At 43.6% G+C, this 26,152-nt stretch carries 21 protein-coding genes and 2 pseudogenes; 16 read left to right on the top strand and 7 right to left on the bottom strand.

The features are described from left to right. The 6 genes and pseudogenes from L1D11_RS00930 (at position 1) to xthA (ending at position 4,607) form a co-directional block, all read left to right on the top strand. Positions 1–312: an IS66 family insertion sequence element accessory protein TnpB gene (locus L1D11_RS00930; protein WP_239834682.1), complete on the top strand. Its 312-nt coding sequence runs from the start codon at positions 1–3 to the stop codon at positions 310–312. Next, positions 309–662: an IS66 family insertion sequence element accessory protein TnpB gene (gene tnpB / locus L1D11_RS00925; RefSeq protein ID WP_239834337.1), complete on the top strand. Its 354-nt coding sequence runs from the start codon at positions 309–311 to the stop codon at positions 660–662. Before L1D11_RS00930 ends, tnpB (L1D11_RS00925) begins: the two co-directional genes overlap by 4 nt. Before the next feature lie 59 nt (positions 663–721). After that, complete coding sequence (gene tnpB / locus L1D11_RS00920) at positions 722–1,072, top strand: IS66 family insertion sequence element accessory protein TnpB (protein ID WP_239861967.1); 351 nt, start codon at positions 722–724, stop codon at positions 1,070–1,072. Positions 1,073–1,131: 59 nt separating this feature from the next. Next, a pseudogene (locus L1D11_RS00915) lies at positions 1,132–2,680 on the top strand (IS66 family transposase). A 50-nt stretch (positions 2,681–2,730) separates the two neighbouring features. Continuing rightward, positions 2,731–3,663: pseudogene (locus L1D11_RS00910) on the top strand (tyrosine-type recombinase/integrase). Between the two features lie 137 nt (positions 3,664–3,800). Beyond that, the gene (xthA, locus tag L1D11_RS00905) at positions 3,801–4,607 is read left to right on the top strand and encodes an exodeoxyribonuclease III (protein WP_239834338.1); all 807 of its coding nucleotides are present in this window, start codon (positions 3,801–3,803) and stop codon (positions 4,605–4,607) included. Positions 4,608–4,677: 70 nt separating this feature from the next. Here xthA and L1D11_RS00900 read toward each other — a convergent pair whose 3' ends face one another. From L1D11_RS00900 to L1D11_RS00880, 5 genes are all read right to left on the bottom strand, one after another. Beyond that, complete coding sequence (locus L1D11_RS00900; protein ID WP_004737413.1) at positions 4,678–5,355, bottom strand: ABC transporter permease; 678 nt, start codon at positions 5,353–5,355, stop codon at positions 4,678–4,680. 2 nt (positions 5,356–5,357) lie between these two features. Continuing rightward, complete coding sequence (locus L1D11_RS00895) at positions 5,358–6,098, bottom strand: ABC transporter permease (protein WP_239834339.1); 741 nt, start codon at positions 6,096–6,098, stop codon at positions 5,358–5,360. A 79-nt stretch (positions 6,099–6,177) separates the two neighbouring features. Beyond that, positions 6,178–6,948 carry an ABC transporter substrate-binding protein gene (locus L1D11_RS00890; protein WP_239834340.1) on the bottom strand — a complete coding sequence of 257 codons (771 nt, stop codon included), beginning with the start codon at positions 6,946–6,948 and terminating at the stop codon, positions 6,178–6,180. A 160-nt stretch (positions 6,949–7,108) separates the two neighbouring features. After that, positions 7,109–7,879 (bottom strand): ABC transporter ATP-binding protein, encoded by a 771-nt coding sequence (locus L1D11_RS00885; protein WP_239834341.1) that lies wholly within the window; start codon positions 7,877–7,879, stop codon positions 7,109–7,111. A gap of 236 nt (positions 7,880–8,115) precedes the next feature. After that, the gene (locus L1D11_RS00880) at positions 8,116–9,666 is read right to left on the bottom strand and encodes a hypothetical protein (protein ID WP_239861965.1); all 1,551 of its coding nucleotides are present in this window, start codon (positions 9,664–9,666) and stop codon (positions 8,116–8,118) included. Positions 9,667–10,100: 434 nt separating this feature from the next. Here L1D11_RS00880 and L1D11_RS00875 point away from each other — a divergent pair, with 434 nt between their 5' ends. From L1D11_RS00875 to L1D11_RS00855, 5 genes are all read left to right on the top strand, one after another. Next, on the top strand, positions 10,101–11,642 hold the full coding sequence (locus L1D11_RS00875) for a DUF3360 family protein (protein WP_128159969.1): 1,542 nt from the start codon (positions 10,101–10,103) through the stop codon (positions 11,640–11,642). A gap of 307 nt (positions 11,643–11,949) precedes the next feature. Next, positions 11,950–14,226: a formate C-acetyltransferase gene (gene pflB / locus L1D11_RS00870; RefSeq protein ID WP_239833114.1), complete on the top strand. Its 2,277-nt coding sequence runs from the start codon at positions 11,950–11,952 to the stop codon at positions 14,224–14,226. 200 nt (positions 14,227–14,426) lie between these two features. Next, complete coding sequence (locus tag L1D11_RS00865) at positions 14,427–15,428, top strand: lipid A deacylase LpxR family protein (RefSeq protein ID WP_239833113.1); 1,002 nt, start codon at positions 14,427–14,429, stop codon at positions 15,426–15,428. A gap of 164 nt (positions 15,429–15,592) precedes the next feature. After that, a complete protein-coding gene (gene pflA, locus L1D11_RS00860) occupies positions 15,593–16,333 on the top strand; it encodes a pyruvate formate lyase 1-activating protein (RefSeq protein ID WP_239833112.1) in 741 nt (246 codons plus the stop codon). Positions 16,334–16,552: 219 nt separating this feature from the next. Next, positions 16,553–17,053: a YfbU family protein gene (locus L1D11_RS00855; RefSeq protein WP_239833111.1), complete on the top strand. Its 501-nt coding sequence runs from the start codon at positions 16,553–16,555 to the stop codon at positions 17,051–17,053. A 108-nt stretch (positions 17,054–17,161) separates the two neighbouring features. Here the strand turns inward: L1D11_RS00855 and L1D11_RS00850 are convergent, their stop codons facing one another. Next, positions 17,162–17,875, bottom strand: a complete 714-nt coding sequence (locus L1D11_RS00850; protein WP_239833115.1) for a MipA/OmpV family protein — start codon at positions 17,873–17,875, stop codon at positions 17,162–17,164. Positions 17,876–18,270: 395 nt separating this feature from the next. On the opposite strand from L1D11_RS00850, the gene L1D11_RS00845 reads away from it, so the two are divergent. From L1D11_RS00845 to L1D11_RS00835, 3 genes are all read left to right on the top strand, one after another. Further along, on the top strand, positions 18,271–20,205 hold the full coding sequence (locus L1D11_RS00845; RefSeq protein WP_239833110.1) for a PrkA family serine protein kinase: 1,935 nt from the start codon (positions 18,271–18,273) through the stop codon (positions 20,203–20,205). Positions 20,206–20,305: 100 nt separating this feature from the next. Next, positions 20,306–21,577, top strand: a complete 1,272-nt coding sequence (locus L1D11_RS00840) for a YeaH/YhbH family protein (RefSeq protein ID WP_239833109.1) — start codon at positions 20,306–20,308, stop codon at positions 21,575–21,577. Positions 21,578–21,587: 10 nt separating this feature from the next. After that, positions 21,588–23,147: a SpoVR family protein gene (locus L1D11_RS00835; protein WP_239833108.1), complete on the top strand. Its 1,560-nt coding sequence runs from the start codon at positions 21,588–21,590 to the stop codon at positions 23,145–23,147. A 197-nt stretch (positions 23,148–23,344) separates the two neighbouring features. Here L1D11_RS00835 and sohB read toward each other — a convergent pair whose 3' ends face one another. Beyond that, entirely contained in the window at positions 23,345–24,412 is a 1,068-nt protein-coding gene (gene sohB, locus L1D11_RS00830) for a protease SohB (RefSeq protein WP_239833107.1), read from the bottom strand. A 137-nt stretch (positions 24,413–24,549) separates the two neighbouring features. Here sohB and L1D11_RS00825 point away from each other — a divergent pair, with 137 nt between their 5' ends. Together L1D11_RS00825 and imuA are read left to right on the top strand one after the other, a co-directional pair. Beyond that, complete coding sequence (locus tag L1D11_RS00825) at positions 24,550–25,290, top strand: YciK family oxidoreductase (RefSeq protein ID WP_239833106.1); 741 nt, start codon at positions 24,550–24,552, stop codon at positions 25,288–25,290. Between the two features lie 154 nt (positions 25,291–25,444). Further along, positions 25,445–26,152 (top strand): translesion DNA synthesis-associated protein ImuA, encoded by a 708-nt coding sequence (imuA, locus tag L1D11_RS00820; RefSeq protein WP_239833105.1) that lies wholly within the window; start codon positions 25,445–25,447, stop codon positions 26,150–26,152.

Below are 26,152 nucleotides of genomic sequence, written 5' to 3'. Positions count from 1 at the left end.
ATGGCAAAACGACGCACCAATCAAGAATGGCAAACACTTATCGAGCAATTTGAATCGCGTTCATTGTCAACGCTAGCATTTTGTAAGCTCAATGAACTCAACCCCTCCACGTTTTATGCCAAACGCCAGCAACTCAAGGAAGCGGATATCTCTCAAGGCTTTGTGCGAGCAGAGGTCGTTGAAAAGACGATGAAGTATCAAGCTCAAATAGCCACGGCTAACATGACACTTCTCATCAATGATGTGGAGCTGAGCATTCCTCAAGGCACGCCAGCGGTCTATCTTGCTGCACTCATCGGTGCGTTATCATGAAACGCATGCTCAGTGCTCCAGAGATTTACCTCTATCGTGAGAGTGTCGATTTTAGAAAGTCCATCAATGGCCTCGCGGCGATTATCGAAAGTGACACCGACCTGCCTTTGGGAAGTGGCGCACTGTTCCTGTTAACCAAAAAACAGCGCGACAAAATCAAGGTGTTGTACTGGGATAAAACAGGCTTTGCGCTTTGGTACAAACGCCTCGAAAAAGCCAAGTATAAGTGGCCTACAAAAGAGAAAAATGAAGTGTTTACCCTGACTCAATTCGAGCTTGATAGACTGCTTTCTGGCTTCACGATTATCGGCCATAAACCCGTTCAAATAAATGATTTTACAATGACTTAATCGATAATAAAGCCTTATCCACCAAGCATAAATGGCATGATTTTAGTATAATAAATGCCATGAAAAGGACGCCAGATATCAACCCAGAAAGCCAAGATGTTGCCGAGCTACAAGCGNAGTCCATCAATGGCCTCGCGGCGATTATCGAAAGTGACACCGACCTGCCTTTGGGAAGTGGCGCACTGTTCCTGTTAACCAAAAAACAGCGCGACAAAATCAAGGTGTTGTACTGGGATAAAACAGGCTTTGCGCTTTGGTACAAACGCCTCGAAAAAGCCAAGTATAAGTGGCCTACAAAAGAGAAAAATGAAGTGTTTACCCTGACTCAATTCGAGCTTGATAGACTGCTTTCTGGCTTCACGATTATCGGCCATAAACCCGTTCAAATAAATGATTTTACAATGACTTAATCGATAATAAAGCCTTATCCACCAAGCATAAATGGCATGATTTTAGTATAATAAATGCCATGAAAAAGACGCCAGATATCAACCCAGAAAGCCAAGATGTTGCCGAGCTACAAGCGATGGTGAAAGCGCTGATGGCGTCAGAAAACCAATGGAAACAAGAGCGTCAATCTCTGCTTGAGCAACTCAAACTTGCTTTCGACCGCCAGTTCGCAAAACGCTCGGAGGCGYTAAAGCCTTACGATGAATCTCAAGGCGATCTCTTTAATGAAGTGGAATGTGAAGCCGCTAAGGAAGAAGAGGTTGAGGTCACGGTGACCACCACAACGAAGAAACGTGGTAAACGCAAGCCCCTTCCAAAGACCTTGCCTCGTGAAGTTATCGAACTCGATTTAGACGACCATGAAAAGCGGTGCGCTTGCTGCCAACATAGTCTGCATAAAATCGGTGAAGACCGCAGTGAAAAGCTAGAGTTTACACCCGCCGTACTCAAAGTATTGGAATATGTTCGTCCTAAATATGCTTGTCGTCATGGAATATGTTCGTCCTAAATATGCTTGTCGTCAGTGCGAGCAAACGGAAGACAACAGCCGTATCGTTCAAAAGCCAGCGCCACAAAGCATCATCCCTAAAAGCTTTGCCTAGGATGATGTTGGCCAACATCATCCTAGGCAAATATCAATACGCGATGCCACTTTACCGCCAAGAGTCATTGTTTACCCAGTCGGGTATCGAACTGTCACGAACCACCATGGCGAGATGGATTATCCAAGTCAGTGAGAAGTTCKCCCCGCTGTATGCAGCCTTGAAAGAGCACCTGCTTCTACAAGTGGTGGTTCAGGCGGATGTAACGCTGCTCWATGTCCTCAAAGAAGATAAACAGTGTTATATGTGCCTCTACTGCTCGGGCGCAGACTCGCCCGACACTGCACAGCCGAATGTAAAGAATATCGCCTTTTACGACTATCAAAACAGTCGCGCGAGGGCATGCCCTGTTGCCTTCTTGGAGAATTACAGTAGTTATCTGCAAACCGATGGCTATGGTGCCTATGATGGTCTTCATCGCGTCACCAATGTTGGCTGCTTGTCGCATGCACGGCGAAAGTTCATGGATGCTAAGAAGCTTCAAGGTAAAGCTAAGTCAGGCAAAGCAGATAAAGCGCTGGCTAAAATCCAGAAGCTCTATGGGATAGAATCCCGCTTAAAAGGTGCGACTGTCGAAACACGAAAAGCAGAACGTCAACTGCATGCCAAGCCGATACTGGATGAGCTGTACGAATGGATGACGTCTCAACAAGTGATAAGCTCTAGTTCATTAAGTATACGCTCGGCCAATGGCCCAAGCTCTTCCGCTATATCGATGACGGTCATTTATCTATCGATAATAATCGTGCTGAACGCGCAATTAAACCGCTGGTCATTGGCAGAAAAAATTGGCTCTTCTCGAACACACCAAATGGTGCTGATGCAAGCGCGATGCTTTACAGCATCGTCGAGACTGCGAAAGCCAACGGCCTTATCCTCTACGACTACATGGTCAAGTGCATGAAAGAGCTAGCGAAAGCTGAGCCTGATATCGATGCGCTCCTACCTTGGAACTTTAAACATTAACAACATCGCCCCGTGGGTTCATGGGCGTTTACGTACTTTCGGGCTTTTTTATGTCTATCAGAAACCTTAAAGACGGCAGCAAGAAACCTTGGCTTTGCGAGTGCTACCCGCAAGACCATAAAGGTAAACATGTTCGTAAATGCTTCGCCACCAAAGGCGAAGCGAACAACTATGAATTCTACTTAATGAAAGAGATCGTCGATAAACCATGGTTAGGAGAAAAAACCGTATGCTGCACATTTGCAATGAATTGAACAACCCTATCGCTTCACATTTATCTTCGCGAGATTTCGCCCACTACCGATCAACCCGAACCAATAAAGGTCGGGGCCGTAAAGGCAGCCTTTCCATCAGCTCAAACAATGGTGATATTGCCTGGTTAAAGTCCATATTCAATAAGTTAATCAAGCTCAAGGAGTGGAAGTTACCTAACCCTGTTTATGGTGTAGAGTCCATAAAAAGCAGAATCTGAAGTTACTTTTTTAAGTGAAGAGCAAATCATGCACTTGTTTAAGGTTATTAAAGAAAGCAAAGTCGCTGAAGATCTCACCGCCATTTTCAAGACCTGTCTGGCGACAGGGGCACTTATCAATGAGGTGGTCAAAATGAGAGGCAGCCAGTTACTTAAGCACAAGCTGACTTTCAGTAATACTAAAGGTAAAAGAAACCGAACCGTTCCAATATCGAATAAGCTTTACAAAGAGCTTCACAAGCCAACAAATGATAAGCTTTTTAGCTGCGGTTATGGTGTCGCGCATAAGTGGCTAACAAAAGCCCTACCCGACTAACCAAAGGGTCAAGCAACTCATGTTTTGCGCCATACTTTTGCCAGCCATTTTATGATGAATGGTGGTAATATTTTAGTTTTGCAGAATATTCTGGGGCATCAAAAAATTGAGCAAACCATGATTTATGCTCACTTTTCCCCGAACCATTTATGTGATGCAATCACCTTTAATCCCGTCACTCAATACAGCCTATAACACCATAAAAAAGTGGCGATGAAATGGCGATGAAATTTATTAAGCATGGTTAAATACGGTTAGCCATGACATTCACTAAATCAGCAAACCCGTGATAAATAAGCAATCATAAGGGTTTGCAAGAGGTATAAAAATCAATGAAAGTAATTAGCTTCAACATCAATGGCCTAAGAGCTCGCCTTCATCAACTGCAAGCTGTTATCGACAAACACCAACCTGACGTAATTGGTTTACAAGAGATAAAAGTGCACGACGAGGCCTTCCCAATTGCTGATGTTGAAGCAATGGGCTACAAGGTTTACTTCCACGGCCAAAAAGCACACTACGGTGTCGCGATGCTGTGTAAGCAAGAACCTATCTCTGTGCTGAAGGGTTTCCCAACAGACAATGAAGACCATCAAAAACGTATGATCATGGTGACGTTTGAAGATGAGAATGGCGAAAAGGTTACTGTGCTAAATGGCTACTTCCCTCAAGGGGACAACATCAAGCATGAAACCAAATACCCATATAAGCGTGAGTTCTACAAAGACTTGATGACCTACCTGAACGACTATCACAACAAAGATGAGCAGATCATCGTGATGGGTGACATCAATATTAGCCCTATCGACGCAGATATCGGTATCGGTAAACCAAACGCTAAACGTTGGTTGAAAACGGGTAAGTGCTCGTTCCAACCAGAAGAGCGTGAATGGCTAAAAACATTGATGGATTGGGGTTTTGTGGACAGCTTCCGTCTACTGCACCCTGAAGTTAACGATCAATTCTCGTGGTTTGATTACCGTTCAAAAGGTTTTGTAGACAACCGCGGCCTTCGTATTGACGTGGTACTAGCAACTCAAAAACTTGCGGATAAGTGTACTGAAGCAGGCATCGACTACGAACTACGTGGTATCGAAAAACCCTCCGATCACGCGCCGATTTGGTCAACGTTTAAATAACAAGTTAAACAGTCTCTCCTAATAAAAACGGCGCTCAATGAGCGCCGTTTTTTAGTTATTTAGAATACAATCAGCTAAGTGGTCTTAGGTAAGCTAAGAAACGTTTCTCTGCGTATTTGAAGATCGCAATGATGATAAACGTTAGCGCCATGTAGAACAGACCTGCTGTTAGGAACGACTCAAATGGAGCATAGTAGCGTGAGTTAACCAAACGCGCTGCGCCTGTTAAATCCATGATGGTTACGATACCTGCTACCGCAGAGCCGTGAAGCATGAAGATAACTTCGTTACTATAAGCTGGCAGTGCACGACGTAAAGCACTAGGTAGAATGATACGACGGTAAGTCTTCGGTGTACTCATGCCATATGCTTTTGCCGCTTCCACCTCACCTTTAGGTAAGCCATTGATTGCACCACGGATAATCTCAGCCGTGTAAGCAGAAGTATTCAGGATGAATGCCACCAACGCACAGAACCAAGCGTTTTCCCACAAGGTGTCTTTCACTGGGAAGAACTGATCCATGCCGTAATAAATCAAGTAAAGCTGTACCAGTAAAGGTGTGCCACGGAAGAAATAGATAAACGACCACGCAGGTGCGTTAATCAACATATTGTGGCTGTTTCGAGCGATAGCTAATGGTATGGCAACAAACAAGCCAATAATTAAAGCGACGCAAACCATCCACGCCGTTGTCCATAGACCACCAAGGTAAATCGGTAGGCTTTCAATTATCAATGAAAAGTCCATAACTACCTCGCGTGGATGCTGAATTTGCGTTCAACAAGTTTAAGTAAACCAGTCGATACACTAGTGAAGAACAAGAAGATAAGTGCCACTGCCATGTAGAAGGTAAATGGCATCTTAGTTGAACCGGCAGCTAGTGCGCTAACACGTACCATATCTTCTAGGCCGATAATGGAAACCAAAGCCGTGGTTTTAAGTAAAACCAACCAGTTGTTACCAAAACCAGGCAAAGCGTGACGAATCATTTGTGGTAGTAGAATACGACGAAAAGCTAACACAGGGCTCATACCATAAGCCTTTGCTGCTTCCATTTCACCGCTGTCAACAGCCATGATCGCACCACGGAACGTTTCTGCCATGTAGGCGCCAAAGATGAAGCCTATGGTTAAGACACCAGCAACAAAGGGGCTGACATCAATATAATCTGGTAAGTAAGAGGTCCACTCATGGTTAGGATCACTGGAAGTGAACCACTCATTGAGCCACTCATTGATGGAATACAAACTGTTGTTTAAAAGGATCTGTCCACCAAAGAAAATCAGCATCATCAACACGAGATCGGGAATGCCTCGAATGACGGTTGTGTAGAGAGTTGCAATAGCACGAGCCCAGCTATATGGCGCAAGCTTTGCCAAGGCTCCTAACATACCGAGCACCATAGCTAAAATGAGCGACAGCAAAGCAACTTCGATTGTAAGCAACGCCCCTTTCAGGATCGATACTTCATATCCTTGTAAATCAAACATAATGAATTCCAACAGAACTGCGAAAAAGTTGGTAAGACAGGGAGAGGGTTGCCTCTCCCTTAAGAATTGACGCTAGAGATTACTGACCGTATACGTCGTAGTTGAAGTATTTAGCCGCGATATCTTGGTAGATGCCTTTTTCACGTAGAGAAAGGAGTGCCGCATCTAGCTTCTTAGTTAGGTCTTTGTCTTGCTTACGTAGAGCAATACCAAAACCTTCACCGAACCACTTAGGATCTGTTAGTGATGGACCAACAAACTCGTACGCTTCACCGCCCGCTTTGTTCAGTACACCTTCTTCTAGAGCAGAAGCATCACCCAGTACAGCTGCAACACGGCCGTTTGCTAGATCAAGGTAAGCTTCATCGAAAGAACCGTAACGAACGATTTCAACCGTATCGCCATAGTTGTCTGTTAGGTATTTATCGTGAGTTGTTGCACGTTGAACGGCAATTTTTTGACCGCTTAGGTCATCGAAGTTAAGACCTGCGCCTTTTTTAGCGATGAACTTGTTTGGGATAAGTGCATATTTACCAGTGAAGTCGATTTTCTTCTTACGCTCTTCAGTGATAGACATTGCCGCGATGATCGCATCATATTTACGAGCAAGTAGAGAAGGAATAATACCATCCCAATCTTGTGCAACGATCTTACATTGCACCTGCATTTCAGTACAAAGCGCGTTAGCCATGTCCACGTCGAAGCCTTTCAGTGAACCATCTGCTTCTGTCCAGCTAAATGGAGGGTAAGCACCTTCAATACCAAAGCGTACTGTTTTCCATTCTTTCGCTTGAGCTACGCCTGTTGCCGCAGTTGCCGCAAGTGCCGCGACTAATAACCACTTTTTCATATCCCTACTCCTGTGATTTAGGTTTTTATGTTTTGCTAGTTTTAATATTGTTTTACTTGTTGAGCTGTGTTGTTGTGTTTCATTGTTTACACCACTGCCATTGACCTTAGCAGTAATGCTTCAATTCTGTTCTATTTCACAATTCACCTGCCAAAACCAATTAGTAGATCGAGGAGATAAATTGTTGTAATCGCTCAGACTCTGGGTTCGTAAACAGTTTAGCTGGGTCGCCCTGTTCTTCCACCAGGCCTTGATGTAAGAACATCACATGGTTTGATACGTCACGAGCAAAAGCCATTTCATGTGTTACCACAAGCATGGTTCTTCCTTCTTCTGCTAGATCACGCATTACGCCAAGCACTTCCCCAACTAATTCAGGGTCAAGTGCAGATGTTGGTTCATCAAACAGCATTACTTCAGGATCAACCGCTAGCGCTCTTGCAATCGCAGCACGTTGTTGTTGTCCACCAGATAAGTGACCTGGGTAGTAATCTTTACGCTCATACAGGCCTACTTTCTTAAGTAGTAACTCTGCATTTTCAATAGCTTGTGCTTTAGGTACACCTAATACATGAACAGGTGCTTCAATAACATTTTCGAGAACGGTCAGATGAGACCAAAGATTGAACCCCTGAAAAACCATCGCCAAACGAGAACGGATTCGTTGAACTTGTTTTTCATTAACTGGGACAGATACACCTTGGCGGTTATTCTTCATCTGAATTAATTCACCATTAACCCAAATCTCGCCTGCAGTAGGTGTCTCTAGAAGATTGATACATCTAAGGAAAGTACTTTTACCCGAACCTGAAGATCCGATAATCGATACCACATCGCCTTTATGCGCAGAAAGTGAAATTCCCTTTAAAACTTCATTTTGACCAAACGTTTTGTGTAGATCCTTTATGTCCAGCGCCGGTACATCTTTCATGCGCTTTCTCTCCCAAGTTTGTGAAAATGCAAGGTACTCCGACCTTTTCATGCGATACAAACTAGCACCACACGGATTAACATGCAACAAATTATTAACCTATCATTTAGGAATAAATAGCACTTCACTCTGACTTATTATGCACTAGGTAGCGTTTTCTTCTCAATTCGATGAATAGTAGTAATAAAAAAGCCCCGATTAACGGGGGCTTATTTGTTTTACAAATGTTAATCAAATCAAATATCAGAACGTTCAAGGAATAAACTCGTCACCTCTTTGATCCTCAATCGATTTAGCGCTGCACTCTTCTCCGTTACAACTAAACCAGTGACTTCAGATTCTAAATCTAAAGCCTGTCCTGATGAGAATGTTGATAGGAAAGTATCTGAACCAACCGATGAAAGTTCCTCAAGAACGAGATGATCTTGATTAAAAGACGCTGAATTGTTCACAGTTAAGGCTGACACAACACCTGATGGGTAAGCGTAAAAGTTTAAATCAGGTACAGCTATTTGGTCACTCAATAGTGAGTAGATAACATGTGTAACACGATACGTTATAGAATTATCGACTGTTGTTGTTCTATAAGCAATTCTTTGCATCCCCAATTCATCGCTCAATGGAATTGCTCCACTTACACTTACGACATTGCTAATTGCATTGGCAATAACGCTAGCTTTCTGGTCCGCCAAATTTGTAACTGAGTAAAGCAAAGCATCACTAACATACAAAGACCAAGGAACCGACGAAGAATCAACGGTTGAAGAGTACTTTGCGCCCCACGAAGCATTTATCGGTAAAGAAGTATCTTCTACCTCAAATACCCATTTTTCATCGACTAATTCTGCTGGATGAGAAAAAACGTTATCTCCATAAACTCTTTCGAATAATTTAGTACTGTAATTGCCGCTGACTAGCTCAATCGGCACTGTAGTAATATTCATACTACTGTTATTGTAACTAATACTACCTGCTGTTTGGTCCGCTAAAGACATCTCAATTGAGCCAAAAGAAGGATCTATCGGCCAGTTATCAAGAGCATATTGAGATAATTCAGAGTTAGAACCATCAGTGTATTGAATAACTACTGTGTTCTCATCGTCATATTTATCAATATCATTATTACCAACCAATGAAGAGTTGCTTTGATTTAAGACTTCATCAACCTGTGAGTAAAAGTTGAAGTTACTAGCACCTCCAGGATAACTAGCATTGTTGTGATACTTAATGTTATTCGCAGTTTCAACCTCATAGTTATCACCTGTTTCACAACCATTAACACTTTGTGATACTTGATTAATTCCGAATTTAGAGTTTCTCAATGACCCATCTTTTTCTATAAATTCTTTTGAGAATGAGACTGCATCTATAATCGATCCGCCAGTATCAACGACCTGGAATGTGAAGTACCCTCCAACTGGAATGTCTTCAGAGTAAAAGACCAGCTTATTATTTGATGGCTGAAGATAATCGCCTTCGAGCTTTCCATTTTCATCACTGTAAAAGCCGATAACTGAGGAATCCACCTGAGTAGCTGTTGCCTTGGTATATATCTGATACTCTGGATTATTGTTAATGTCTGTACCTGTTTTAAACACGCTACAATTTGTCGAGTCCAACTCAGACTGGGTCAATTTAGTCGAAGAATAAAATGAAAATGCGTAACTAGTTTTTGCTGGACCACCACCGGAGCTACTTCCGCCACCGCCACCGCCGCCTCCGCCGCCACAGCCAACAAGTAGTCCTGAGATAATTGCCGCTAGTGGCAACATTTGTGTCTTTTTCATCTATTTCCGTCCTGTTTGTGGCAACAGCGCGCCAAAATTTAGTCTATGCGGATGATCTAGCAAAAAACAAGCCAAGCATTAAAAGGCTTACTTATTTTTCTAATAGAAATGTGACGGGGTGAAATAAACGTCAAGTTGTGAAAACAAATTACACGACTTATCAACGGTACGTTAATGGAACGCTGCATTCTGTAGCTTTCTTTCACATACACTCATAAAGTGATCAAGATCAATCACCCTAAAGGGTAAGCTTGTTAGACTCCTCAACACACAATAAGGCATCAAAAATGCCATACATTTCTATTAACTTAGCTGCATAAAGCACATCAATACCGTGCAACAAAATGTTAATGAGTTATAACTAAGAAATAACACAATTACGCGAAATTATAGAATTCAATTTTGAATTACTAACATAAAAATATGAGGAATCTATGTCAGACGTTGTCAATAATGCGAACTCTGAAGTAGAAGAGAAAAGCTATAAAGAGCTACACCGCCCTGCTTCTGAATTTGAGAACCGCTCAGATTATCTAGATCACGAACTTCAAATCATGAAGCCTCGTCGCTTTGGTCTAAACCTTCCAGGCCGTGATTTCCGCTTTGAACTCGAAGACCTTGTTCCTGCACTGGCTGGTACCATTGGTATCATCGCGATGTACTCTGCAGTAATGATGTCTTGGGCTGAAGGTCTAACTCAAGCTTGGGATCACGTAAACCTTGGTAAAGAGTTTGCTATCGAAGTTGCTCGTGTAGAAATGCTTATCCCTGCACTGCTATTCTGTATTCTTGCTTCTGGTTTCTTCAACCCTAAAGCAAACCTCGCCGGTAACCACGGCCCAATGATTCCTCTTATTGGTACCATCGCTCTTGCTGGTGCTCACCCTCTTGCATTGGCAATCCTTATCGGTGTCTTCGGTCTTATCCTTAGCTTCCTAAAAGGTGGGTCTAAACTTGTTAACCTTACCTCTGAAGGTACTGCGGGTGGCTTGCTCATCTTCTTGGGTCTAACCGGTACCATGAGCCAAATCAACTCTATTCAAGCTTGGGCGGTTGGTCTTCAGTCTGACACTGTTGCTGCTGGTAGCATGGGTTACATTGGTTTGATTGTTCTTGCCGTTACTATCGGCCTATACGCATTCCTTGCTAAAGTGAACAAGCGTTGGTTAGCAATCCCTGTTTGTGCTTTCACTGGCCTAGCTATTGCTTTAGTACTTGGTGCTGGTTTCGATATCAAATTCGTAACTGAAACTGGCATTCCAAACCTAAACCCAATCTACTGGTGGGGTTCTACTGAAGAAGGTTGGATGCTTGGTTTACCAAACGTTGAGCACTTCATCGCTTCTCTACCATTTGCAATCCTAGCGGTAGCAATGTGGTCACCAGATTTCCTAGGTCACCGTATCTTCCAAGAACTGAACTACCCTAAAAAGTCTGAAAAAGTACTGATGGACGTAGATGACACAATGACTATGTGTTCAGTTCGTCAAATGGTGGGTACTGCAGTAGGTGGTGGTAACATCACTTCTTCTTGGGGTACTTACATGATCCCAGCAGCAATCGCGAAACGTCCAATTCCTGGCGGCGCAATTTTGCTTGGTTCTCTATGTATTATTGTTGCGATTCTTGGTTTCCCAATGGACGTTGCGGTATGGCCACCAGTGATGCGTGTTGCGCTACTTGTAGGTGTATCTCTTCCTCTACTTGAAGCGGGTATGCAAATGGTTAAGGATTCAAAAGATTCTCAAGCAGCTGGTATCTGTATCTTCGGTTCAGCGGTTGTTAATCCAGTACTAGCATGGGCATTGACTATGCTTCTAGATAACAACGGTCTAATTGGTGATAAAGAGCGTGCTAAGCGTCTATCATTTGTAGACAAGATTGTTATCCCAGTTGGTGTTTTAGTTATCTGTTTAGTAGCAATGCTTGCAGTTGGTATGCTAGAAAGTCAATATGGCCTAAAAGCTTGGCTATAATGGTCCTTACTACACAAAAGTAGTATTAGGATTAAAAAAAAGTTTGGGTGGCAACCCCTGTCACTCAAATTTTTTCAACTTTTTTTGGCATTTATTGATTTAGTTTAAGGTTTGCAGAAATTTTTTAGCGTAGTCTTGAATACATAGAGTAAAGATAACATATAAAAGGTAGTGACAATATATATAACCATATGACGCTTATATGCTCATATATATTGTTATTAATAAGAGTGTACTACCCTTACGAGGGGCGCTGGCTCAACAGTGTTAATGTACGTATTTTTTCTACTAAAAAGGTAGGTATGTCATGGCAGAGCAATTTGCTAAAGCTTGGGAAGATTTTGCTGCAGGTGAGTGGCAAAGCGAAGTAAACGTTCGTGATTTCATTCAAAAGAACTACACGCCGTATGAAGGCGACGAGTCTTTCCTAGTTTCTGAGGGTACTGAAGCAACTAACAAGCTTTGGTCTTCGGTAATGGAAGGTATCAAACAGGAAAACGCAACTAAAGCACCTGTAGACTTCGATACTTCTGTTATCTCTACCATTACTGCTCACGATGCAGGTTACATCGAGAAAGATCTTGAGACTATCGTTGGCCTACAAACTGAGAAGCCACTAAAACGTGCAATCATCCCTAACGGTGGTGTACGTATGGTTGAAGGTTCTTGTAAAGCATACGGTGAAACTCTTGACCCAATGGTTTCAAAAATCTACTCAGAATACCGTAAAACACACAACGCTGGCGTTTTCGATATCTACACTCCTGATATCCTAAAATGTCGTAAGTCTGGTGTTCTGACTGGTCTTCCTGATGCTTACGGCCGTGGTCGTATCATCGGTGACTACCGTCGTGTAGCTCTATACGGTATCGACTTCCTAATGAAAGACAAGCAAGCTCAATTTGCTTCTCTTCAAGAGCAATTCGAAAACGGCGAAAACCTAGCAGAAACAATGCAACTTCGTGAAGAGATCTCTGAGCAACACCGCGCTCTAGGTCAAATCAAAGAGATGGCTGCTAAGTACGGCTTCGATATCTCTGAGCCAGCTCAAACTGCTCAAGAAGCTATCCAGTGGACTTACTTCGGCTACCTAGCTGCTGTTAAGTCTCAAAACGGTGCTGCTATGTCTCTAGGTCGTACTTCGACTTTCCTAGACATCTACATCGAGCGTGATATCGCTGCTGGCAAAATCACTGAAGAACAAGCACAAGAAATGATCGACCACTTCGTAATGAAGCTGCGTATGGTTCGTTTCCTACGTACTCCTGAGTACGATGAGCTATTCTCTGGCGACCCAATCTGGGCAACAGAATCTATGGGTGGTATGGGTATCGACGGTCGTACGCTAGTAACGCGTTCAAACTTCCGTTTCCTAAACTCTCTATACACTATGGGTCCTTCTCCAGAGCCAAACATCACTGTTCTTTGGTCTGAGCAACTACCTGACGGCTTCAAGCGTTTCTGTGCGAAGGTATCTATCGATACTTCTTCTATCCAGTACGAAAATGATGACCTCATGCGTCCTGACCTAGAGTCTGATGATTACGCTATCGCTTGTTGTGTATCTCCAATGATCGTTGGTAAGCAAATGCAGTTCTTCGGTGCTCGTGCTAACCTTGCGAAAACAATGCTTTACGCAATCAATGGCGGTGTGGACGAAAAACTTAAGATGCAAGTTGGTCCTAAAGAAGCTCCAATGACTGACGCTGTTCTTGATTACGACAAAGTAATGGATCGTCTAGATCACTTCATGGACTGGCTAGCTAAGCAATACGTGACTGCCCTAAACAGCATTCACTACATGCACGACAAGTACAGCTACGAAGCGTCTCTAATGGCTCTTCATGACCGTGACGTTCGTCGTACAATGGCTTGTGGTATCGCTGGTCTTTCTGTTGCAGCTGACTCACTATCTGCAATCAAGTTCGCGACTGTTAAACCAATCCGCGACGAAGACGGCATCGCAACTGACTTCGAAATCGAAGGCGATTACCCTAAATACGGTAACAACGACTCTCGTGTAGATGACATTGCTTGTGAACTAGTTTCTACGTTCATGAACAAAATCCGTAAGCTTAAGACTTACCGTGATTCAATCCCTACACAGTCAGTTCTTACTATCACGTCTAACGTGGTTTACGGTAAGAAAACAGGTAACACTCCAGACGGTCGTCGTGCTGGCGCTCCTTTCGCTCCTGGTGCTAACCCAATGCACGGTCGTGATGAGAAAGGCGCTGTAGCTTCACTAACGTCTGTAGGTAAACTACCGTTTGCTGACGCACAAGATGGTATCTCTTACACGTTCTCTATCGTGCCAAACGCACTAGGTAAAGAACAAGACAGCCAACGTGCTAACCTTGCAGGCCTAATGGATGGTTACTTCCACCACGAAGCTGGCATTGAAGGTGGTCAACACCTTAACGTTAACGTTCTTAACCGCGAAACTCTTGAAGACGCAGTTAAGCACCCTGAGAAATACCCTCAGCTAACAATCCGTGTATCTGGTTACGCTGTTCGCTTTAACTCTCTAACTGCAGAGCAACAAGCTGACGTAATCGCACGTACATTTACTGAGTCTCTATAAGCTCACGCTCAATAGACAGTAAATAATATTAGCCTCGCCAATGTGCGGGGCTTTTTTATATCTGAAATAAATTGCACTTCACTCGCCTATCCTTCGAAATGTTAGGTTGAGCAAAAAAGCGTCCTATCATTCACTTTTTTTCCACAAATCCACTCAAATTACGGTAATATCGCGGTTCATAATTTAAGAGTAACTGCTCCATGAAATACCTGCGTTGTTTACCCCTGATCCTTCTCTCTTTTTCATCTCTGGCATCTGACCGTTCTACGTTAACTTTTGCTTTAGATAACGATGGTATTTTTGGTGTCGACCAAGACTATACCAACGGCTTATTTCTGGGTTACACATCATCAAGTATTACCCCATACGGTTGGGTAAAACCACTGAGCCTTTCTTACTGGGGCGCAAGCTCTCTAGATAAATGGGAAATTACCATTGGCCACAAGATGTATACCCCTTCTGATATTGAGTTAGAAACGCCATCAGCCAATGATCGTCCATATGCAGGTTACCTTCACACTGAATTCAACTACATTAGTTTGAACCCACAACAAGCCCAACGTTTTAACATCACGTTTGGTACCACGGGCGAGCGCGCTCTTTCAGAAGACGCTCAAAAGCTAGTTCACTCGATCACAAAATCAGATGAGCCTATGGGTTGGGAATACCAAGTTGATGATGAGTGGGCGGGCAGTGTTGGTTATTTAAGCCATTTCAATCTAATGCGTAACCAAGCACTAGCAAATACTGACTTTGAGATCTCTAACGTTTCAGAGATCAACGTCGGTAACTTTAGAAGTGATATCTCGACTGGTTTTATGTTCCGCTGGGGTACGGACTTGGGCGGTAACTTTGGTGCAGCTAACATCACCACAGAAAACCCATTCAAACCAGGCATGATCGGCGCATCAAACACAGGTTGGTTTACCTATGCAGGCCTTGAAGGTCGTTACCGTTTTAATGACTTAACTATCGAGGGCGATCGCTCAGGTGTTAATGTGTACGCTAATAAAAACAACGAAGATCCAGCGATCTACGATGTTACTCTAGAGAACATTCAAGCAACAGCTGTATTGGGTGTAGCTTGGCACAACCAATACGTTGGTGCCTCTTTCGCGCTAACAGCAAAAACGCCTGATTACAAAGAAGCAAAAGAGTCAATGTACACCACCGGCGGTATTACAATGTTTGCTTTCTTCTAGCCACTAGCAAGGGCTTTAGTCCTTTACTTTTCAAGTTTAACAAAGGCAATCATCTTCACTGGTGATTGCCTTTATTTTTAAAGGTCTCGTTACCATTTGACCCTATTTTATGTACCGTTTTTGTAATAAAATAAACGGTATAAATTCCTCTACGAGAATAGCTCATGTCTACAACTGGTCGCATTCACTCATTCGAATCTTGTGGTACTGTCGATGGCCCTGGTATCCGCTTTATTGTGTTTCTTCAAGGCTGCTTAATGCGTTGTATGTACTGTCATAACCGTGATACATGGGATCTTCATGACGGAAAGGAAGTAACGGTCGAAGAGATCATCAACGAAGCAAAATCATACCGTCATTTCATGAAAGCATCAGGCGGTGGTATCACCTGTTCTGGTGGTGAAGCGATGCTACAACCTGAATTTGTACGTGATTTTTTCCGAGCAGCTCAAGCTGAAGGCATCCACACGTGTCTTGACACTAATGGCTACATTCGTAAGCACACAGAAGTGGTTGATGAAGTACTAGAAGCTTCTGATCTTGTGATGCTTGATCTCAAACACATGCGAGATGAGATTCACCACGACTTCATTGGTGTATCAAACAGACGTACTCTGGACTTTGCACGTTACTTACACAAAATTGGTAAGAAGACGTGGATTCGTTATGTGATTGTCCCTGGCTACACGGATACACCTGAAGATGCTCATCTTCTTGGTGAGTTCATCAAAGACATGGATAACATCGAGAAAGTAGAGCTGCTTCCTTACCACAAACTGGGCGCGCATAAATGGGAAGCTCTTGGTTTAGACTACCCTCTTGAAGGCGTAAACCCGCCAAGTAAAGAGACAATGGATGAAATTGTTGCGGTTCTGAGCCAATATCACTCCAACGTAAAATACTAGTTCCAACGGTATTCCAAACCAGCTAAGACGCCTCAATTTCGATTGGGGCGTTTTCTTTTATAGGCTAGACATTCCTTTCACTTTTCTTTACAACTTTTGTTTATCAATTCCAAAAATCATATTAAATCCGTGTTGAGATCATGTTTCCACTCGTAGGAATGCTGTTACTCTTACTTCAACAAAAGAATACAACATTTAGTTTTTAGTGAGGTTTCTCCCATGGAAATGACCAATGCTCAGCGTCTAATTCTATCAAATCAATACTACCTAATGTCTCAAATGGATCCTGAGAACTCAGCTAAATATCAACGTCTACAAACGATTGTAGAGCGTGGCTACGAACTCCAAATGCGTGAGCTTAACAAAGAGTTTGGTTGTTTGACTGAAGCAGAATGTCGCGAAATTATCGACATCATGGAGATGTACCATGCAATGCAAGAGTCGAACAAAATGCTTGAAGAAGGCGAGCGTAAAGAGGTTGATCAACGTCGTCTGCAGTTCTTAGGGTTCGACATTGCATCTGAAGCACAAATCGTACACTACGTACGTTTCCTTGTTGACTCTGAAGGTCTTTACCCTCAGTTCGACAAAGCGGATCACCACTTTAATAGCCAAATGCCAATGTTAGACAAATACCGTCGTATGCTAACAACATGGCGCAACTGCCCTCGCCAGTACCACCTATGTGCGACAGAGCTATCTCAAATCTTTAGTGCTTAATACATGAAAAGATAAGGCTCAGTTTGTCTTAAAAAGTTTCAAAAAAGGGTTACTCATCACGAGTAACCCTTTTTTAATGTTCGCACACAAAGAGAAAAATCAAAGCAATTAGAAAACGTAAGCAATACCGACGTTTGCCGCCATATTAATGCCGCTTTCTAAGATTGGACTGTTCTCGATATCGCCCTCTAGGTTGGTGTAACGAACGCCACCAGTTACTCGAACATTCGGAGTTACATGTAAGTAACCACCTAAACCAATAAAGTATTGGCCATCCCAGTCAGCATCGAATTCGTTTAGATTCGATCTTGCAGCTTCTGCTGAGCTCACACCATACAAGTGGTTGTTCAAACGTTCACTGTTGTAAGCGTAACCAATCGAAGGCGTAATCGCCCAACCATTACGGCGAATAGGTAGACGCCAAGCCGCTTCAGCGTAGATACCGTTGTGCCTAAAACCTAAGTCGGAGCCCGCTGATGCTTCAAACAGACCTACCAGCGTAATCACTTGATAGCTGACGCCACCTAATACCGAAGCTTTACGTTCATCTAGTTTTTGAATATCCACATTGTCTGAGTCACCAGGCTTTAATGTTCTTGGATCATAAACCGCTCGAAATACTATATTCTGAGATGAGCCGACTGGTAACAAACGATAACCTGCGCTGAATCCACGCATGAAAAAGTGTTCACCTTCGTAACCAATCATAGGAATGACCGCGCGATTTGACGGCGTGTCTTTATAAACAGCAGGAGAATAGGAAGCAGCCACACCCAATGACCATTGCGATATTTTTGCGTGTGTAGCTGTCGCCATGAACATTGTCGTTCCAACAAAAGCGATTTTTAACCAGAGACTCTTCACTATTTCTACCTATTTTTTAAGCGATTTTTGATAACGTCGCGCATTATATGGTATTTCATTCCAAAAAATCAATAAGGCTTCGTTATACATCCAATACGCATAAATCCACAGCAAGAATTGGAAAGCCTCCTAAAATCACAAAACAAACCGTCGATAGCCCGCGAATGTAAAATAATTCGATTCCTCTCGGCTCAAGTTGCCTATTGCTTTCGTTAGCCATTCAACACGCAAAATTGTAAATAAATACATAATTGTTAAGCAAAATTGTGGAAGCGGGTCTAACCTTAAAATGTAGGGAGAGCCTATTTTCAATCGCTCGTCAGTTTTGACTGATTAACAAGGGGAATGTGACTATGAGTATATTTGACCACTATCAATCACGTTATGAAGCAGCCAAGGAAGAAGAGCTGACACTGCAAGAGTTCTTGGCGCTGTGTAAAGACGATAAAAGTGCTTACGCTAACGCCGCAGAACGCTTACTTCTTGCCATTGGCGAACCGGAGGTCATTGACACCGCTCAAGACCCTCATCTCAGTCGTATTTTCTCGAACCGAGTCATATCTCGCTACCGTGAATTTGAAGATTTTTACGGCATGGAAGACGCGATTGAACAGATTGTTTCTTATCTAAAACATGCGGCTCAAGGCCTAGAAGAACGCAAACAGATCCTTTACTTACTTGGCCCTGTGGGCGGTGGTAAATCTTCGCTTGCTGAGAAACTCAAAGCCATGATGCAAAAGCTACCAATTTATGTATTGTCTGCTGACGGTGAACGAAGCCCAGTAAACGATCACCCATTCTGTCTGTTCGATGTCAACGAAGACGGCGACTTACTTAAGAACGAATATGGCATTGAGAAACGCTACCTTCGCTCGATTATGTCTCCGTGGGCAGCGAAACGTCTCCATGATTTTGGTGGCGATATTTCTAAATTCAAAGTCATCAAACTGCGCCCTTCTATTCTCGATCAAGTTGCGATCGCGAAGACAGAGCCAGGTGATGAAAACAACCAAGATATTTCATCTCTGGTAGGTAAAGTTGATATTCGTAAGCTTGAGCACTTCTCTCAAGATGACCCAGATGCCTACAGCTACTCTGGTGCGCTATGTAAAGCAAACCAAGGTCTGATGGAATTCGTGGAGATGTTCAAGGCACCAATCAAGGTATTGCACCCTCTACTAACAGCGACTCAAGAAGGTAACTTCAACGGTACTGAAGGGCTTTCTGCATTACCATTCGACGGTATGATTCTGGCTCACTCGAACGAATCCGAGTGGCAGACTTTCCGTAACAACAAGAACAACGAAGCCTTCCTCGACCGTGTGTACATTGTAAAAGTCCCTTACTGTCTGCGTGTGTCTGAAGAAGTTAAGATCTACAAGAAACTGCTTGAGCACAGTGAACTATCCCAAGCGCCTTGCTCTCCAAGCACACTCGATCTGCTATCGCAATTCAGCATCCTATCGAGACTGAAAGAGCCTGAAAACTCTTCTCTGTTCTCTAAGATGCGGGTTTACGATGGTGAAACCCTAAAAGACACCGATCCAAAAGCGAAGAGCTACCAAGAGTACCGTGACTATGCGGGTGTTGATGAAGGCATGTCAGGTCTATCAACACGTTTCGCCTTTAAGATCTTGTCTCGTGTATTTAACTTCGACCAAGCCGAAGTGGCTGCGAACCCAGTGCACCTGTTCTACGTGATTGAGCAGCAAATCGAACGTGAGCAATTCCCTCAAGAAACCGCTGAGAAGTACCTAGAGTTCTTGAAAGGATACCTAGTGCCACGCTACGTAGAGTTCATCGGTAAGGAAATTCAAACCGCATACCTAGAGTCTTACTCTGAGTACGGTCAGAATATCTTCGACCGCTATGTAACCTACGCTGACTTCTGGATTCAAGACCAAGAGTATCGCGATCCAGAAACAGGCCAGCTATTTGACCGTGCTTCTTTGAATGGTGAACTAGAGAAAATCGAGAAAACAGCCGGTATCAGTAACCCTAAAGACTTCCGAAATGAGATAGTGAACTTTGTGCTTCGAGCCAAAGCAAACAATAACGGTCAAAACCCAGTTTGGACGAGCTACGAGAAACTGCGCACTGTGATTGAGAAGAAAATGTTCTCCAACACAGAAGAGCTACTTCCTGTTATTTCGTTCAATGCTAAGACCTCAACGGATGATCAGAAAAAGCACGACGACTTCGTTGCTCGTATGATGGAAAAAGGCTACACCGAGAAACAAGTGCGACTGCTATCTGAGTGGTATCTAAGAGTTCGTAAATCCTCATAACTAAACGGTATAGAGCTGCTCATGTGGGCAGCTCGTACCAACCAATAACTCTTATACCCTGTAAAAGTAGGATCGCGACATCAGCTGAGAGGGAGTTCTTATGGCACAATTTATCGATCGGAGGCTCAATGGCAAGAATAAGAGTGCTGTAAACAGACAGCGCTTCTTACGACGCCATAAAGAGCAAATCAAAGAATCTGTGGCCGATGCAGTCAACCGACGCTCAATCACCAACACTGAAACTGGTGAGGACGTCACTATTCCTCATAAAGACATCAAAGAACCAAGCTTTCACCAAGGTCAAGGTGGCGTAAGAGAACGCGTGCACCCTGGTAATGATCAATTCATCACCGGCGACAAAATCGATCGCCCGAAAGGTGGCGGTCAAGGTGGTGGCTCAGGCCAAGGGGATGCAAGCCCCGATGGCGAAGGTCAAGATGAGTTTACCTTCCAAATATCAAAAGACGAATACCTTGATATTCTGTTTGAAGACCTCGCTCTGCCTAACCTAGAAAAAAATCAGGTCAACAAGATCACTGAATGGAAAACGCACCGCTCTGGTTACCAAAGCGCGGGGATTCCATCCAACATCGCGATTGTTCGCTCACTGCAACAGTCACTTGCTCGTCGAACCGCAATGACAGCAGGTCGAAAACGCGATTTAAAAACGCTAATGGACCAGCTCGATCAAGTTCAAATGACCGAGCCCGCTCAACCGTTTGAAGAAGCTCGAATCAAGGAAGAGATCGCCGAGCTACGTAAAAAAATCGATAGCGTGCCATTCATCGATACCTTCGATTTACGTTACAAAAACTACGAGAAACGCCCTATTCCATCTAGCCAAGCGGTGATGTTCTGCTTGATGGATGTGTCTGGCTCAATGGACCAAGCCACTAAAGACATAGCAAAGCGTTTCTATGTGCTGCTGTATCTATTCCTTAATCGCACCTACGAAAATGTCGATGTGGTGTTTATTCGTCACCATACTCAAGCCAAAGAAGTCGACGAGCATGAGTTTTTCTACTCGCAAGAGACCGGTGGCACCATTGTATCGAGCGCCTTGAAACTGATGAAAGAAATTGTCGCTGACCGTTACCCGGCTAATGAGTGGAATATCTACGCTGCACAAGCTTCTGATGGTGATAACTGGGCAGATGACTCGCCCCGCTGTAAAGAGTTACTGGTCAATACGCTTCTGCCCACTTGCCAATACTACTCGTACATAGAAATCACGCGTCGCTCACACCAAACGCTCTGGCACGAGTATGAGAAGTTAGAAGCGAGCTTCGACAACTTCGCCATGAAAAACATCAAAACAGTGGATGATATCTTCCCTGTGTTTAGAGAACTGTTCAAGAAAGAGACAGCGTAAGGGGCTTGCCATGACAGCGAAATCAAACGTTGCAGAGAAAAAAGCTGCACAAAAGAAAAACGACAAGATGCTGCCTGATGGTCCAGATTGGACGTTCAACCTCTTAGAGCAATATCACGTGGAAATTAAGCGTGTGGCGCAGCATTACCGTTTAGACACTTACCCAAACCAGATTGAAGTGATTACCTCAGAGCAAATGATGGATGCTTACTCCAGTATCGGTATGCCCATCAATTATAATCACTGGTCGTTTGGTAAGAAATTCATTCAAACCGAACAAAACTACAAGCATGGTCAAATGGGACTCGCGTACGAAATCGTGATCAACTCAGATCCTTGTATCGCTTATCTGATGGAAGAAAACACGGTGACGATGCAGGCGCTAGTAATGGCGCACGCTTGTTACGGCCATAACTCTTTCTTTAAGGGCAACTACCTATTCCAAACTTGGACAGATGCGAGCTCCATCATCGATTACTTGCTGTTCGCGAAAAAGTACATCAATGATTGTGAAGAGAAGTATGGCGTGGCTGAGGTCGAGCAGCTGCTTGATTCTTGTCATGCGTTGATGAATTACGGCGTAGACAGATACAAACGTCCTGAAAAGATTTCCATTGCAGAAGAAACGGCAAGACAAGAAGAGCGTGAAGCTTATCTGCAATCTCAAGTAAATGAGCTTTGGAGAACGGTTCCTCAAAACAAAAGTAAGGAAGAAGAAACTAAAATCCGCTTCCCTAGCGAGCCTCAAGAAAACATTCTCTACTTTATTGAGAAGAACGCTCCACTGCTTGAACCTTGGCAACGTGAGTGTGTTCGTATTGTTCGCAAAGTAAGCCAATACTTCTATCCTCAGAAACAAACGCAAGTGATGAATGAAGGTTGGGCAACCTTCTGGCACTACACCATTCTGAACCACCTTTACGACGAAGGCTTGGTGAGTGACAAGTTCATCTTAGAATTCCTGCACAGCCACACCAGTGTGGTTGCACAACCTGCTTACAACAGCCCTTACTTCAGCGGGATAAACCCTTACGCACTTGGCTTCGCGATGTTTAGAGACATCCGACGCATCTGTGAAGAACCAACCGATGAAGACAGAGAGTGGTTCCCTGAATTGGCAGGAACGGATTGGCTAGAAGCGGTGCACTTTGCGATGCACAACTTCAAAGATGAAAGCTTCATAAGCCAATATCTTTCTCCAAAGATCATTCGTGACTTTAAGCTGTTTTCAGTACTTGATGATGACCGAAAAAACACCATTGAAGTGAGTGCGATTCATAATGACCCGGGCTATCGCCTGATTCGAGAGAAGCTTGCAGCGCAATACAACCTCAGTAACCTTGAACCGAATATTCAGGTGTTTAATGTTGATGTACGTGGCGACCGATCAATGACGCTGCAGTATGTGCCTCATGACCGTATCCCGCTTGATAAAGGCTACGACGAAGTAATGAAGCATCTCTATCGCTTGTGGGGCTTTGACGTAATTCTTGAGGAGCTCAAAGACACAGGTCATAGAGAAATCCTGACCACTTGTCCGAAACGCAATGATTATGGAGCCAAGATTTAATATCCATCATAGTAAGTAGATAATGGGTATAAAACTCCGCTCCCCCTACAACATAGTGGTCACCCGCTCGGAAGTGGAGCAATAAAAAAGCGCATAAGTCTGATGACTTATGCGCTTTCTTTTCAAGGCTCAAACGTCTTTAAATAAACGTGAGGCACTCAACCTAGAACTAGAACTAGAACTAGAACTAAATAAGCTTAAACAATCGGCTTTTGACCGCGTTCAATCAGCTTCATCAGCACGCTGTCTGCAGATTTACCTGCCACGCCAGCTAGCTTGTCTGACAGTTTTTTCTTCTGTACGTAGTGAATCGCTAGCACTGTCTTGTCTTTGCATGCTTCAACAACTAAATCATCAGAAGTGCGGATCTCATCCACCAGCCCAAGTTCATGAGCTTGCGTACCAAACCAGTGTTCACCCGTCGCCACTTTATCAAGATCAAGTGCTGGGCGATGGTCGCGAATGAAGTCTTTGAATAGACCATGTGTCTCTTCTAGCTCTTCTTTAAACTTCTCGCGTGCTTTATCGCTGTTCTCACCAAACATAGTCAGGGTACGCTTGTACTCACCTGCTGTTAGCTGTTCAAACTCGATATCGTGCTTCTTAAGCAGTTTGTTGAAGTTTGGCAGTTGAGCGATAACACCAATAGAGCCAACGATAGCGAAAGGCGCTGACACAATTTTGTCTGCAATACATGCCATCATGTAGCCGCCGCTTGCCGCAACTTTGTCTACCGAGATAGTCAAAGGCAAACCTGCCGCTTTAATACGATCAAGTTGGGAAGACGCCAAACCGTAGCCGTGAACCATGCCACCACCAGATTCAAGCTTAAGCAATACTTCATCACCTTCACGAGCCACAGCTAGAACCGCCGTTACCTCTTCACGTAATGAAGCCACTTCTTTCGCATTGATGCTGCCGTTAAAATCAAGAACGAATAGGTGTGGTTCACGCTTACTATCAAGCTCACCCTCTTTCGCTGTTTTTTTCACTTCTTTACCGCGTGATTTTACTTTCTCTTTTTCCGCTTTCTTTTCTGCTTTATCACGGGCTTTGATGAAGGCATCATCGTATAGATGGTGCTCTAATTGTTCGATTGTCTGCTTATGGTGTTCAGATAGGTTCGTGATTTCCAGCTCACCTTTAATCGCGCTTGATTTTCCACCCACAGATTTAGCAATGACTAAAATTGCGATGATGGCGATTACAACGGTCGCAATCTTGGCTAAAAACAAGCCGTAGTCCAACAAAAATTCCAATGTCATATCCCCTATTGTATGAATTAGTGTATTGTAACCATCTTGTCACGATTACCAAGAATTTCTCATCATTCCTGCGGTTATCTGTGTGATTAAACATCAATGGAATGGCGAACATAATAAAAGAAAGAAGGATAAGCACAGTGGATTACCCAATCTCTACAGATGCCCTCAAAGATAAAGTAATTTTGGTTACTGGTGCTGGTGCCGGTATTGGACGCCAAGCAGCACTAAGCTTCGCTCAACATGGCGCGACAGTTATTCTGCTAGGCCGCAATGTTAAAAACCTTGAATTTATTTACGATGAAATCGAAAGTGCTGGTTACCCACAGCCTGCGATCATCCCATTAGATCTAAAAGGCGCGACAAAGCAGAACTACATTGATATGGCTGAAACCATTGAATCACAGTTCGGTCGTTTAGACGGTCTACTTCATAACGCTGGCGTTCTCGGTACTCTTAGCCCGTTTGAGCAAATTGATGAAGAGACTTTTGATGATGTTATGCAGATCAATGTGAAGTCTGAGTTCTTGATGACTCAAGCACTTTTACCTGCTCTTAAGAAAGCGGAAGCAGGTCGTATCGTATTTACGTCTTCTACCGTTGGCCACTCTGGCCGTGCATTCTGGGGCACTTACGCGATCTCTAAGTTTGCTACCGAAGGTATGATGCAAATCCTAGCGGATGAGCTTGAAGACACTAATATCCGTGTTAACGCGATCAACCCGGGCGGCACTCAAACACGCATGCGCGCAAAAGCGTACCCAGGTGAAGATGCAAACAAGCTGAAAACGCCACTCGACATCATCTCGCTGTACCTACACTTAATGAACCCAAGTGTGACAGACATTAATGGCCAATGTATCGATGCTCAACCTAAGTAACTGATATCATTAACCAACAGTAAAAAGTCGCTTCCGTAGCGACTTTTTTGTATCTAAATCAAGCATCTAATATTTAGTTCACCTAATTTTCATCATTTTGCTTTGCATCTTTTTCATTGTTAAATATACTGTATAAATATACAGGTGCTTAATTATGCATGAACTCATAAAAAACTTACAAGACCGCCAGCTAATCTGGAAAGGGCTACAATCAACAACGCTAGGAAGTACCACTTCAACAGGCTATCCACAATTGGATAAACAACTTGATGGTGGCTTTCCTACACACGGCGTTATTGAAGTTGAATCACAACAAGGGATTGGCGAACTTCGCCTGCTTACGCCCTATTTAGCTCAGCAAAACTCACAGAAACTGGCCATCTTCATTAACCCGCCAGGGAAGATCTGTGCCGAGTTTTTTAGCAGCCAAGGGATTGAGCTCGATAACATCTTGGTGATCGAGCCTCAACGCGATCTCGATGCATTGTGGGCAGCCGAGCAATGCCTAAAGAGCGGTGCTTGTCATTCTGTATTGTTATGGGGAGCCGATCTCGAAATACACCAAACCAAACGCCTACAAGCAGCAAGTGAAACAGGTAAATGCCTGCAATTTCACTTTAAAGCCACCAGCCATAATCAGTTATCTCTGCCCGTTTCTTTAAGCATGAAGCTCTCTTCTCACGCGCAGGGATTAAAGGTTGAGGTGACTAAGAGAAAAGGCAGTTGGTCGTATGGCAGCTTTATTCTCGATATGACCCACAATTGGCCGTTACTGACAGAGAAAGTCATCAGCATCGACAGTTCACACCGTGCCTTGTCTGATAACACTGTACTGGCTTTTCCTATTGCGAAACAAGGCTAG

Source organism: Vibrio sp. Isolate32 (assembly GCF_022397955.1).
In the GTDB taxonomy this organism is placed as follows: Bacteria; Pseudomonadota; Gammaproteobacteria; order Enterobacterales; family Vibrionaceae; genus Vibrio.
This window is presented reverse-complemented; position numbering and strand designations above follow the sequence as displayed.

Bases quoted from the DNA above. Each gene is read 5' to 3' on its own strand.
- imuA (WP_239833105.1), top strand. From the start codon at position 25,445: ATGCATGAACTCATAAAAAACTTACAAGACCGCCAGCTAATCTGGAAA.
- L1D11_RS00865 (WP_239833113.1), top strand. From the start codon at position 14,427: ATGAAATACCTGCGTTGTTTACCCCTGATCCTTCTCTCTTTTTCATCT.
- xthA (WP_239834338.1), top strand. From the start codon at position 3,801: ATGAAAGTAATTAGCTTCAACATCAATGGCCTAAGAGCTCGCCTTCAT.
- L1D11_RS00930 (WP_239834682.1), top strand. From the start codon at position 1: ATGGCAAAACGACGCACCAATCAAGAATGGCAAACACTTATCGAGCAA.
- L1D11_RS00850 (WP_239833115.1), bottom strand. From the start codon at position 17,875: ATGTTCATGGCGACAGCTACACACGCAAAAATATCGCAATGGTCATTG.
- L1D11_RS00845 (WP_239833110.1), top strand. From the start codon at position 18,271: ATGAGTATATTTGACCACTATCAATCACGTTATGAAGCAGCCAAGGAA.
- L1D11_RS00900 (WP_004737413.1), bottom strand. From the start codon at position 5,355: ATGGACTTTTCATTGATAATTGAAAGCCTACCGATTTACCTTGGTGGT.
- L1D11_RS00895 (WP_239834339.1), bottom strand. From the start codon at position 6,098: ATGTTTGATTTACAAGGATATGAAGTATCGATCCTGAAAGGGGCGTTG.
- L1D11_RS00880 (WP_239861965.1), bottom strand. From the start codon at position 9,666: ATGAAAAAGACACAAATGTTGCCACTAGCGGCAATTATCTCAGGACTA.
- L1D11_RS00840 (WP_239833109.1), top strand. From the start codon at position 20,306: ATGGCACAATTTATCGATCGGAGGCTCAATGGCAAGAATAAGAGTGCT.
- L1D11_RS00885 (WP_239834341.1), bottom strand. From the start codon at position 7,879: ATGAAAGATGTACCGGCGCTGGACATAAAGGATCTACACAAAACGTTT.
- L1D11_RS00890 (WP_239834340.1), bottom strand. From the start codon at position 6,948: ATGAAAAAGTGGTTATTAGTCGCGGCACTTGCGGCAACTGCGGCAACA.
- pflB (WP_239833114.1), top strand. From the start codon at position 11,950: ATGGCAGAGCAATTTGCTAAAGCTTGGGAAGATTTTGCTGCAGGTGAG.
- tnpB (WP_239834337.1), top strand. From the start codon at position 309: ATGAAACGCATGCTCAGTGCTCCAGAGATTTACCTCTATCGTGAGAGT.
- L1D11_RS00855 (WP_239833111.1), top strand. From the start codon at position 16,553: ATGGAAATGACCAATGCTCAGCGTCTAATTCTATCAAATCAATACTAC.
- L1D11_RS00835 (WP_239833108.1), top strand. From the start codon at position 21,588: ATGACAGCGAAATCAAACGTTGCAGAGAAAAAAGCTGCACAAAAGAAA.
- pflA (WP_239833112.1), top strand. From the start codon at position 15,593: ATGTCTACAACTGGTCGCATTCACTCATTCGAATCTTGTGGTACTGTC.
- sohB (WP_239833107.1), bottom strand. From the start codon at position 24,412: ATGACATTGGAATTTTTGTTGGACTACGGCTTGTTTTTAGCCAAGATT.
- L1D11_RS00875 (WP_128159969.1), top strand. From the start codon at position 10,101: ATGTCAGACGTTGTCAATAATGCGAACTCTGAAGTAGAAGAGAAAAGC.